General features: G+C 57.9%; 10 protein-coding genes. 5 read left to right on the top strand and 5 right to left on the bottom strand.

Annotated features, from left to right (window positions below; all coding sequences use genetic code 11):
* Position 1: 1 nt before the first annotated feature.
* From B9A24_RS01215 to B9A24_RS01205, 3 genes are read right to left on the bottom strand one after another with little or no spacing between them, the layout of a single operon-like run.
* Complete coding sequence (locus B9A24_RS01215) at positions 2-655, bottom strand: hypothetical protein (RefSeq protein WP_084443311.1); 654 nt, start codon at positions 653-655, stop codon at positions 2-4.
* A gap of 41 nt (positions 656-696) precedes the next feature.
* Positions 697-1,254, bottom strand: a complete 558-nt coding sequence (locus B9A24_RS01210; RefSeq protein WP_084443310.1) for a hypothetical protein — start codon at positions 1,252-1,254, stop codon at positions 697-699.
* A gap of 46 nt (positions 1,255-1,300) precedes the next feature.
* The gene (locus B9A24_RS01205) at positions 1,301-3,775 is read right to left on the bottom strand and encodes a TraG family conjugative transposon ATPase (protein WP_084443309.1); all 2,475 of its coding nucleotides are present in this window, start codon (positions 3,773-3,775) and stop codon (positions 1,301-1,303) included.
* Between the two features lie 447 nt (positions 3,776-4,222).
* Between B9A24_RS01205 and B9A24_RS01200 the strand changes: the two genes are divergently transcribed.
* Positions 4,223-4,615, top strand: a complete 393-nt coding sequence (locus B9A24_RS01200; RefSeq protein ID WP_084443308.1) for a VOC family protein — start codon at positions 4,223-4,225, stop codon at positions 4,613-4,615.
* Positions 4,616-5,706: 1,091 nt separating this feature from the next.
* Here B9A24_RS01200 and B9A24_RS01195 read toward each other — a convergent pair.
* On the bottom strand, positions 5,707-6,450 hold the full coding sequence (locus tag B9A24_RS01195; protein ID WP_084443307.1) for an SDR family NAD(P)-dependent oxidoreductase: 744 nt from the start codon (positions 6,448-6,450) through the stop codon (positions 5,707-5,709).
* A gap of 19 nt (positions 6,451-6,469) precedes the next feature.
* Positions 6,470-7,783, bottom strand: a complete 1,314-nt coding sequence (locus B9A24_RS01190) for a family 1 glycosylhydrolase (protein ID WP_084443306.1) — start codon at positions 7,781-7,783, stop codon at positions 6,470-6,472.
* 193 nt (positions 7,784-7,976) lie between these two features.
* Between B9A24_RS01190 and B9A24_RS01185 the strand changes: the two genes are divergently transcribed.
* The 4 genes from B9A24_RS01185 to B9A24_RS01170 all read left to right on the top strand — a co-directional run.
* Positions 7,977-8,600: a bifunctional 4-hydroxy-2-oxoglutarate aldolase/2-dehydro-3-deoxy-phosphogluconate aldolase gene (locus B9A24_RS01185; protein ID WP_084443305.1), complete on the top strand. Its 624-nt coding sequence runs from the start codon at positions 7,977-7,979 to the stop codon at positions 8,598-8,600.
* A gap of 8 nt (positions 8,601-8,608) precedes the next feature.
* Positions 8,609-9,790 carry a galactonate dehydratase gene (dgoD, locus tag B9A24_RS01180; protein WP_262490574.1) on the top strand — a complete coding sequence of 394 codons (1,182 nt, stop codon included), beginning with the start codon at positions 8,609-8,611 and terminating at the stop codon, positions 9,788-9,790.
* A 71-nt stretch (positions 9,791-9,861) separates the two neighbouring features.
* Positions 9,862-10,857, top strand: coding sequence for a 2-dehydro-3-deoxygalactonokinase (locus B9A24_RS01175; RefSeq protein WP_084443303.1), 996 nt, complete (start codon positions 9,862-9,864; stop codon positions 10,855-10,857).
* A 12-nt stretch (positions 10,858-10,869) separates the two neighbouring features.
* Positions 10,870-11,741, top strand: an 872-nt coding sequence (locus B9A24_RS01170) for an SMP-30/gluconolactonase/LRE family protein (RefSeq protein WP_143434687.1), incomplete at its 3' end; no start/stop codon positions are given.

Here is an 11,741-nt window from a genome sequence, read left to right as displayed (position 1 = left end):
ACTAGTTGGCCAGGCCGTAGAGTTGCTTGAGGGTCTGCATATCCTTCTTTGCCTGATTCTGCTGCATCGCAATCGCTATGTTGCGGCGGGTGAAGTAGGACACCAGCTCGTACTGGTGGGTCACCTTGTCGTCGAGCGCGTCGATCAACTCCATGCGCTCGGCGTCCGTCATCTTGGATTTGAGGGGCGAGACGATAGCGGTCAGCTCATCCAAGTAGCCGGCCGACTCCTGAATCAGCACCGTGTAGCCGCGCACCATGCCCGCTACTTGCCCCGGCGTCAGGTTCGGATCGGCCTTAAACCGACCGATGTAGTCCGAGTAGATGGTGATGATGGCGGTCTGCCGCTCGAAGATGTGCCCTACCCGCCGATAGGTGCGCACGGTCTGACTGACTTGCATCAAGCCATCGTACCAGTTCTTAGCCAGCCGCATGTTCTTCTCGGTAAAGCCCTTGGTCAGCACCTGCTCCACCACGCCGGCGTTGACCAGCGTATTGGCTTTGGTGCTCAGCGCCTTGAGCGTGGCCTGGAGGCCGGTCTGAATGAAGTTGGTACCCTCCAAAACCGGCGCCGAAATCACGGCCTGGGCGTGCGCGGCGGGCTTGCCCAACAGGCAAAGCGCGGCCATGCACAGGATAAATTGCGGCTTTTTCATGCCCTGAAATGTGTGTAGTGAGTCTGCTTAGAAGCCGTGAATTATTCGTGTCCGAACTCTTGCATCATGAGACGCTTGGTCGTCTCCTCTCGCTCCTTTTTGGCCAGAGTGCCGGCCGTCTTTTTCCCGTAGTAGCGTATCAGGTCTAGTTGATGGGTTTGTTTAGCAGCTAGAGTGTTTACATAGTTGAGCTGTTCGGCCTCACTCATGCTGGTTTTGCTCGTGGCCAGAGCCGACAATTCCTGCACATTAGCCGCACTCTCGTCGACTAACTTCTGATACATGCTGTGGATGCCCTTGGCCTGGTCTGCTGTCACAAGAGCATGCTTCACCAGCTTGGGTTCGTTGGTCGCCACCTCCTGCAGGATGGCCGCATGCGTTTGATAGATGCTCTCGGTTTTGGGATGGAGCTTGATCAGATTGGGCACATCGCTTTGGTACCAACTGTGCACGACGTTGACGTAGCTGGTATTCGTGTTGCCCAGCGTCTGCTGAATAGACGCCACGACGCGGGCCTCGGCTTCTTTCGAAGCGGCATCTTGCCCGCAGCTGGTGGCGAGCAGCAGGCTAGCCAGAAGAAATAAAGTGGGTGCTTTCATAGGGGGTGGGTTGTAATGTGACGTTACTTTTTTCTTCCCTCCGGTTTTAGCCCGCCTCGCGCAGCTCACTGGCATAGGCGCGAATAGCCGAAGTCATATCCATGCCGGCGTCTACCTTCTGGAAGAGCTGCATTTTCTCGGTTTCCTCGGTGGTGTAGGTCACGTATTCCTCCAGCGACACTTCCACCCCGTAGACTTTCGAGACGCGGCCCCCGAGGCTGATGAACACCTCCTTGTACTTGGCGCCCGGCCGGTTGTCGAGGTTAATGCTGAGCACCTGGGCCTTTTCCTTGTCGGTCAGACCCATCAGCTTCTGAATATCCTCGAAGCGGTTGAGAAACTTGTTCTGATCGAGGAGAATCTTGCAGTCCGAGTTGTTGAGAATCGTATCCTTCACAATCGGGTTGCCGATAATATCATCGACCTCCTGGGTGACGACAATGGCTTCGCCGAAGAACTTGCGCACCGTTTTGAACAGGTACTTGATGTACTCGGCCATGCCCTCTTTAGCAATGGCTTTCCAAGCTTCCTCGATCAGAATCATCTTCCGGATGCCCTTGAGGGTGCGCATCTTGGCAATGAAGGTGTCCATGATGATCAGGGTAACGACCGGGAACAGAATCGGGTGGTCCTTGATGTTGTCAAGCTCGAAGACGATGAACGACTCCTGCACCAGGTTCAGGTCTTTCGCCGAGTTGAGCAGATAATCGTACTCGCCGCCGCGGTAGAAAGGCCGCAGCACGTAGAGGAAGTTCTGCAGGTCAAAGTCCTGGTCGCGCACCTTTTCCGTCGCCAGGTACGTTTTGAAAGGCCCCTGCAAAAATTCGTAGAAGGTGTTGAAGCTGGCACGCAGCGCCGGCGTTTGCTCCAGCATCCCATAATACTGCGTCAGAGCGGTCGAGAGCGAGACGTATTCAGATTGAGACACCCGCTCATCTTCTCGCTTCCAGAGCGTCACGAGCAGGGTTTTGAGGCTTTCGCGCTTCTCTACGTCGGGCCGGCCGACTACAAAAAAGGGGTTGAAGCTGATGGGGTTATCTTCCTCGTAGGTGAAGTAGACCCCTCCCTTCAGTTCACACAGCCCTTTGTAGCTGTTACCCGTATCGACGAGCAGCACATGCGTGCCCTGCTCGTGGTACTGGCGCACCATCCCGTTGGTGAAGAACGACTTGCCACTACCGGAGGGCCCTAAAATAAATTTATTCCGGTTAGTGATGAGGCCCGTTTTCATCGGGGCATCCGACAGATCCACGTGCACGGGCTTACCCGAGATGCGGTCCGAGAGCTTAATGCCGAAGGGCGAGCTGGAGCTGCGGTAGTTGGTTTCCACTGACCATAAGCAGCAGGCCTGCTCAGCGAAGGTGTAAAAGCTTTCCTCGGTGGGGAAGTCGCCGGCATTGCCCGGAATGCCGGCCCAGAACAAGGCGCCGATATCCACCATGTTTTCCCGCGCGCGGCAGTTCATCTGGGCAATGGCCGAACTGGTCAGGTCGCGCAGTTCTTTGGGGTCGCCTTCCTGCTCCGTCCACACCAGCAAGTTGGCATGGGCCCGCACCGAAAGTTTCTGCTCCGACACCGCCTGGTTCAGGTACAGGTCATAAAACTCTTTGTTGATGGCATTCTGGCGCGAATACAAAGCGAGCGAGTTGAGGTTGTCGCGCTTCTTTTCGAAGGTCTTCAGCGTCTTTTGATGATCATCCACGAAGAGGTACTGATTGTAGATGTGATTGCAGCCCAGCAGTAAGCCGACCGGGGCGGCGAAGCCCACAGCAAAGTGCGTGCGGTCGGTGCTGAGCTTATCGTACTTCACATCCGTTTCCAGATGCAAGGGCAAATCATCCAGGTTGCCCAGCGAGTAGCACTGACATACCTTGCTGCCCACTTTGAGGCCCTGGCTGAAATCCAGATCCACCATGGGCGCGGCATCGTCCAGGTTCAGGGAGAGGTACTTTTCCAGCAGGCCGGTTTTCTCTTCGGTGCCCGTCAGATCCTCATCGGTGAGCTGGGTAAACCGAATGCCGGCGTCACTAAGCAGGCGCACGAATTGGCTCACGGCGTTGAAAAAGGCGGTCAGCAGTTTCTCCTCCATCATCTCCTTGGGCACGATCTTCGACCGCGAAAGCAGGGTCGAGAGGCTATTCCAGTTTTCCCGGCTGCTGGCGGTTTTCGTCAGAAACAAGTAGCAGGTATGCTGGAGAAAGGGCCGTTCATTGAAGTGCCGCTCGTAGGCATGCGAGAGCATGGTTAGCTCTTTCCCCTGGTCAAAGCCCGGCATGTATTTATCTTCGACAAACCAATCCTGCTTGTGCACGACCGTGTGGTTGGGCAGCAACCGGACGGCCTTCACGAATACCGAATGCAGGGCCTCATAGTCACTCACCGACAAGGTGAAGATTTCGGGCAGCTCCAGCCGATACGCTACCGTCACGTCGGCATTCTTGCTGATCAGGCAGCCCGACTCCACTTTGTAGATGGGCTGCTTTTCTTCCAGCGTGGCGCTGGGCAACAGGAGATTGCTCATGAGTCCGATAAATCTTTGAAAAGACGAGCCTTGCGGCTGACAATCCGAACGGGCTGGCGGCCTTTGGCTTGTAGCTTCATGGCCCCGTGTGAGGTGGTCTAAGAATGACGGACAGAAGAAGGACGTATATTTCTTGAGGTGGTCTAATAAATCTGGACAGAATAGGGTGGTATTTTTCCATCGTCATGAAAGACAGCCCCCTATTCTGTCCAGATTTATTAGACCACCTCAATTCGCCCTTTTGCAAGAAGAACCCCTGAAACAGCGGCCACCAAGAGCAGGGAGGTAGCGAGTGAAGCGCAAGCGCTTGGGCTGGAGGGACAGCCACTCAGATGACCTGCTAGGCCAGACTGCTAAATGCGTTTAGTCTGACCGTAGGCCCGCGCCAATGTGCCAACCCAAACGCGGGCGCGGCAGTAGAAGGAAGCAGTACCTTTTTTCTTTGCCATGCCCATCCACCCCAAAACCAGCGGCCTCAGCCACGTAGCGCTGCGCGTTACCGACTTTGAGCGCACCAAAGCATTTTACGGCGGCCTGCTTGGCTTCCCGCTCGCCTTCGAGCTACCCGACCTAATTGGCTACCGGGTGGGCGACGTGCATATCGGCTTCAAGCTGGCGCAGCCCGCCGACCCCACCAACCGCACGTTCACGCCTTTCAATGTGGGCCTCGACCACCTCGCCATTCGCTGCGACGATGAAGCCGAACTGCGACGCGTGGCCGAGGCCTTGCAAGCTGCCGGGGTAGAAAACACCGGCATCAAAACCGATACCGTGGAGCCCAAGCAGTACGTGGCCTTTAAAGACCCCGACCGCATTTCCTGGGAGTTTTACATGGCCTGAGCCGGGCCAGACTAAATGCATTTAGCCATCTGGCCCAGCAGGTCGGCCTTGGTTAAAAGGTTGGTCCAACGATTAATTGACGGGCTTGTTAGCAGCAGCTTTTTGGTGCAGGTGGCCTACTCCCCCTACTGCCGAAGGCAACCAGCAAGGATTTTATGTATTGATAAACAAGAACTTATAGTATTAAAGGGAGTGTCTACGAAGTCAACGTACCGGTTTCCCATCACGTAGGCAGGGTTAACTGTACGTTGATTGCTGAACAAGTTCTCTGTCCTGGATTGGCCTGTTTTTCAGCCGATGTGCCCCGTACCATATGGTCGACAGAGTGGTACAGTTATAGGGTCGTGGCTGTTGCAGAACTGGCCTTGGTTAACAGGTTGGTCCAGAAGTTAAGTGGCGAGCTTGTCAACAGACACTTTTTACACAGCGATAGGCACTGACAGGGCGTTTTCACCGTAGGAACCCTGCATTTAGAGCGTTCTGGTGGCCACCTACGGAGGTAAAAGCACCGTTTTCCCGTCACGCGGGCAGGGTTGTTTGTACGTTAATGGCTGAACAAGTTACCTGAACTAAACAGACTTGTTTTCGGCTCGATTTACCCCGTACCAGACGATTAAGCGAATGGTACAGGTATAGGATCGTGGCTGTTGCACAACTCCTACGCAAGCACGAAACCCGACAACGCCTACCAGCGAAACAGGGCACACCTCCTCCTCAGGGCCGACTTTTTGCGCTACCCTGGCCGGTAGTGGCGGCCGCTGAGGCAAGTAGTGGACTTCTGCAACAGCCACGATCGTTTCACGGAACAAACCAACCCTACTGATCTCTGGATGCCCTATTTTGAAGCGTGAGTGCCACCTTTGGGAGCAAGCCGCTTAACTTCTGGACCAACCTGTTAACCAAGGCCAAGCTTGGTCGGCGCCCTTGCCAATGCCTTGCATCAGGGCTTCTTTGAGGCCAGTGGCGGCCTCTTTGTTGGAGAGCCCACCGACCCCCGCGCTTCGCGAAGGCGTGCCGCTCGGCGCCCGGTTAATGGTCGGCAGCTCGGCTGCTTTTTCCGGTTATACAAGCGCCGTGTCGGACCTCCCGCCTTACAGCTTATCCAGCCGCCCGCCGTCTACCCGCACCTCCGCGCCTTGCACAAAGGCGGCATCGTCGGAAGCCAGGTAGGCAATCACGGCAGCCACGTCTTCGGGGCGGCCCACGTTTGTTATATCCAGCATTTCGACGCCGCTTTTGATATTGGGATTCTCCCAGAGCATGGGTGTGTCGATGGCGCCGGGCAGGATGACGTTGGTGCGAATGCCTTTGGCTTTGCCCTCCAGGGAGGAGGAGCGGGTGAGGGAGAGCATGGCCGCTTTGGCTGCCGCGTAGGGCGCCACCAGCGGGCTGGTTTCCACGGCGTGAATGCTGGAAACGTTCACTATGGCGCCGCCCGGCTTCATGTGCAGAAAGGCCTGCTTGGTGAAGTAGAAGGCCCCCAGCAAGTCCACGTTCAGGATGCGTAGCCAATCGTCGCCGGTCAGCTCTTCCAGGGCCTTGAATTGCATGATGCCCGCGTTGTTCACCACCACATCGAGGCGGCCGAAGCGCTCGAGCGTCCCCGCTACGGTGGCGGCTACCTGCGTTTCCACGGCCACGTTGCAGAGGCTGGGCCACACCTCGGGAGCCCCGGCGGCCTGCACCAGGGGCACAGCCGCATCGAGGTTGGCCTGGCTGTAATCGGCCAGGACGATGCGGGCGCCTTCGCGGGCCAGGCGCTGGGCGCTGGCCAGGCCAATACCGCTGGCCCCGCCGGTGATGATAACAACCTTATCCTTGAATCGGGCTTGCATGTGGGACGGAATTGAAACGTTATTGAGCGGAAGCTTCGTTCGCCTGCGCGGTCGACTCGTCAGCGCTGGCTTCTTTGATGTCTTGCTCCTGCTCTTTGGCCCAGAGGCGGTTGCTTTCCTCGGGCATCACGATGGGCACCTGCAGGCACACGCTGTGGGTGGGCAGCACGTGGTCCCAGTCGGCAATGAGCTGCTTGTAGGCCTGGCCCACGGGCCGGATGTTGCGGTCCAGGTCGTAGAGGCCCAGGGGGTTCACGTTGCCGTTGTTTTCGCGCAGGGCGGTGTCCCAGTCCACCTGGTCGGTGAGGGAGTACCAGGTGAAGCCGACGATGGGCACCCCGTCGTTGCGCACGCGCAGCACGTTGGCCCATTCTTTCCATAGCCAGTTCACAGCTTCGTCGCCGTTGGGTCCCTGCCAGAGGTTGGTTTCGGTGTGCATCACGGGCAGGCGGTAGCGGTCGTGGTACTGCGTGGTGATGACGTGGTAGCCGAATATTTCGCCGGCCGCGCGGGTCTGGCCGTTGGCCGAAACGCGGTGCTCGTTGGTTTTGTAGTAGTCATTGCCCATGATGCAATGCTGCTTGAGGTTGTTGCCCAGGAAGAAATGATACTCGTCGCGGGTCATACCATTGTCGAGCAGGTACTCGTACATCTGCGAGTTCACGCGCAGACCGTAGTTCAAATCGAGCGAGAGAAAGCGGCGGGCATTCATGACCTCGGCCGGACGGATGGCCGCCGGGTTTTCGGCATGGAAATACTCCGACGACTCGCTCTGAATAAAAATGGCGTTTCCGCGAATTTTCAAAATGGCTCTCATCGCCAGCACGTTGGCTTTAACGATGTGCTTGAGGGCCGTCACGAAGCCTTGGTCGCTTTTGAGCTGTTCGTTCCACCAGCCGTAGTAACCCGAAAACTGCGCGCAGATGAACATCTCGTTCACCGGCGTGTAGAGCTGCACCCACGGGAAACGCTGGGCGAAGTCGTAGGCGTACTGAGCAAATAAAGCCGGGAAATCGGGGTTCTGGAAGTTGCCTAGCCAGTCGGGCACGCCGAAATGGCACAGGTCGACGATGGGGGCAATGTTGCGCCGCAGCAGGTCCTGGAACGTGAGGTCGGCAAACGACCAGTCGTACTTGCCCGGGGCCAGCCAGGTGGTGTGGATGGGCGGGCCGTAGCGCAGAAAGCAGATGCCCAGCTCCTGCACCAGGTCAAAATCTTTCTGCCAATGCTGGTAGTGCCCGCATTTTTCCATTTCGTCCACGCGCACGGTGCCGTTTTGGATAGTGGGGTTGCTGTTTTCGATGCCGGTTGCAAAAAGGAATTGAGGACCCATAGGGAATTAGCGTGTAAATGCAACATATACGGCCTTCCGGCAGCAGAGGCCGACTGTATCTAGCATACTGGTTTCGTCTGCGCCGTGTTGTGCGGCGCACTGGGCGGCAGGCCAACGCGTGGGCCTAACCCGCCCTCGGGGTTCTACGTTGTCAGAGAGCCTAATTCCTTTTACCCGCCTTTCCTTTCCGACCATGACGCCGCTGTCCCACATTCTCGTAAGCAAGGTGGTTGCCATCATCCGCGGGGCCAACCCCGCCGACCTGCTGAAAATTGCCCACGCCCTGCACGAGGGCGGCATCCGGACCCTGGAAATCACCCTGAACTCGCCCGGCGCTCTGGCCTCGATTCAGGAATTGACCGAAGCCATGGGCGACCGGATGCTGATAGGCGCCGGCACCGTGCTCGATGCGGAAACCGCCCACGCTGCCCTGCTGGCAGGCGCCAAATTCATCATCTCGCCCACGCTCGACAAGAAAACCATCCGGATGACCAAGCGCTACGGTGCCGTGAGCATCCCGGGTGCGTTCACGGCCACCGAAATCCTGGCCGCCTACGAGCACGGCGGCGACATCATCAAAGTTTTTCCGGCTTCGATTGGCGCTACTTATTTCAAGGACATTGCCGGGCCGCTGCCCTTCATTCCGCTGATGCCCACCGGTGGCGTGGCGCTCGACACTATCCAGGAATTTCAAAAAGCCGGTGCCGTGGCCTTCGGGCTGGGCAGTGCCCTGGTGGATACCAGCCAGCCCGTAACGGATGAGTACCTGCGACAACTGACGGAAAAAGCGCAGCAGTTTGTACAAGCCGTGGTGTAGAGACGCGAATACGCGTCTCTACACCACCTAAATTCCAACCCATGAAAATTACTCGCTTCACGCTCTTTCAGGTGCCGCCGCGCTGGTTGTTTCTCAAGATAGAAACCGACGCCGGCCTCGTGGGCTGGGGCGAGCCCGTAATTGAAGGCAAGGCGGCCACCGTGGCCGCTGCCGTGGCAGAGCTGATGGAATACCTCATCGGCAAAAACCCGCTCAACATCGAAGACCATTGGCAGGTAATGTACCGCGGTGGTTTCTATCGCGGCGGTCCCATTCTGATGTCGGCCATCGCCGGCATCGACCAGGCGCTGTGGGACATCAAGGGCAAGTACCACAACGCGCCGATTCACCAGCTACTCGGCGGCCGGGCGCGGGAGGTGATGCGCGTGTACTCCTGGATTGGGGGCGACCGGCCCACCGAAGTGGGCTTGGCCGCTGCCAACATGGTGGCGAAAGGCTTTACGGCCGTAAAGATGAACGCCACCGACGAAATGGAGTACATCGATTCTTACGTAAAGGTGGACCTGGCCTTGGCGCGCATCGCGGCCGTGCGCGAGGCCGGCGGACCCGGCCTAGGCATCGGCATCGACTTCCACGGCCGGGTGCACAAGCCCATGGCGAAGGTGTTAGCCAAAGAGCTGGAGCCCTACCGCCCTATGTTCATCGAAGAGCCGGTGCTGCCGCAAAACAACGAGGCCCTGCGCGAAATCGCTAACCACTGCTCGATTCCCATTGCCACCGGCGAGCGGATGTTTTCGCGCTGGGACTTCAAGCAGTTGCTCATCGACGGCTACGTCGACATCATCCAACCCGACCTTTCGCACGCCGGCGGCATCACCGAATGCAAGAAAATCATCGGCATGGCCGAAGCCTTCGACGTGGCCGCGGCCCCGCACTGCCCGCTGGGCCCCATTGCGCTAGCCGCCTGCCTGCAAGTGGACGCCACTTGCCACAACGCCTTCATTCAGGAGCAAAGCCTGGGCATTCACTACAACCGCGAGAACGACCTGCTTGATTACCTGGTGGATAAAACCGTGTTTGACTATGAAAACGGCTTCTGCAAAATTCCAGAGGGGCCGGGGCTGGGGATTGAGATAAATGACGAATACCTGTTGAGCCGCGCCGCCATTGGCCACAACTGGCACAATCCCATTTGGCGCAATGCCGATGGTAGTATGGCGGAGTGGTAGGCCGAAACGCCCCTCCTTGGCTAGAACATCCCCTCCTCGGCTGAGGAGGGTAGTTTATTTTCTTGAAAACCATGAATCCACAAACTACCTTCCTCAGCTGCGATTGGGGCACCTCATCCTTCCGGCTGCGGCTGGTGGAGTGCGAGGGCCTGAACGTATTGGCCAAGGCCAGCTCCAAGGAAGGCAACGCGGCGACGGCGGAGCTCTGGCAGCAAGCTCAGCAGCCGCCAGAGCAGCGGCTGGGCTTTTACCTGGCCATCCTTCAAAAACACCTGAACACGCTGGAAGAAGCCGTTGAAACCTCACTTCATGAGGTTCCAGTGGTGGTTTCCGGGATGGCATCTTCTACCGTGGGCATGATGGAGCTGCCGTATAAACCGCTGCCCTTCGCCACCGATGGCTCGGATTTGACGACTGAAATCCTTGAGCCTACCAACGACTTCAAGCACCCGGTGCTGCTGGTTTCGGGCATCAAAAGTAAGGACGACGTGATGCGCGGCGAGGAAGTGCAACTGGTTGGTTGCCGCTTTGAAACCACGGCGGCGGCGCAACTTTTCCTGCACCCCGGCACGCACGCCAAGCATGTGCTGGTGCGCGATGGCCGGGCCGTGTCGTTCAAAACCTACATGACGGGGGAGCTTTTTTCGCTTTTGTCGAAGAAAAGCATTCTGGCCGTCTCCGTGGAAGAAGGCGGCCACCTGGGGGAGGGAAACAATCGGCAATGGTTCGAAAAGGGGGTGCAAGCCAGCCAGCGAGCCAACCTGCTGCACAATGCGTTTTTGGTGCGCACCAACGACTTATTTAAGAAAGCCAGCAAGCAGGAAAATTATTTTTACCTGAGCGGGCTGGTGATTGGCAGCGAGTGCCAGGACTTGCTGAACAACTTGCCCGCCAGCATCATGCTGGCCGGTGAGGCCGTGTTACTAGACCATTACAGCGCCGCGTTGCGCATGCTGGGCATCGCCGATAAATGCCCCATCGAGACGAAAATGGCCGTAGAAGTCACTCTGGGGGGGCAATTGGCAGTGCTCAACCACAGCGCCCTCCACCAGCCCCACGCCCAATAACGCCGCGGTAACATGGAAGCACACTCCATTCTGCATGCGCAAGCGGCCCTAGGCGAAGGGGCCCTGTGGAACCCCGACACCCAGCAGCTGTATTGGGTCGACATTGAGGGCCACGCCTTTCATGTGTTCGACCCGGCTACCCGGCAGGATATCTGTTTTCCGACGGTCGTGCGGGTGGGCACGGTGGTGCCGATGTACAACGGCAACGTGCTGCTGGCCTTGCAAACCGGCATTCACGAGCTCGACCTGTGCACCGGCCACCTCAAGCTCCTGGTTAACCCCCTCACCGACCCCAACCTGCGCTTCAACGACGGCAAATGCGACCCCGCCGGCCGTTTTTGGGTGGGCACGTTTCACCTAGAGCAAGAGCCCCACGCCGGCACACTCTACCGCTTTGACCCCGATGGCAGCCTGCACGTGATGCTGCGCGACATCACCAATTCCAACGGTATTGCCTGGTCCCTGGACCACGCCACCATGTATTACATCGACACGCCCACCCTCACGGTGCAGGCGTTTGATTATGATGACGCTACCGGCAGCATTGCCAATCCGAAAGTCATCGTGCGCATCCCCGAAGGGCTGGCCTCCCCTGATGGCATGACCATCGACGCAGAGGGCAAACTGTGGGTGGCGCTTTGGTGTGGCGGGTCGGTGCACCGCTACGACCCCCAAACCGGCGCGCTACTCCAGGTAATTGAGGTGGCCGCGCCGTTTACTTCCTCTTGCGCCTTTGGCGGCCCCGGGCTGGAAACTCTTTACATCACCACGGCCCGCCACGGCTTCACGCGGGAGCAACAACAGCAGTTTCCGCTGGGTGGAAACTTGTTTACCGTGGAACCTGGCGTGCGTGGTGTGCCGGCGTATTTCTACGGTAAGAAATA

Source organism: Hymenobacter roseosalivarius DSM 11622 (assembly GCF_900176135.1).
Lineage (GTDB): Bacteria > Bacteroidota > Bacteroidia > Cytophagales > Hymenobacteraceae > Hymenobacter > Hymenobacter roseosalivarius.
Note: the sequence above shows the minus strand (reverse complement) of the source record. Positions and strands in the feature narration are given on the sequence as shown.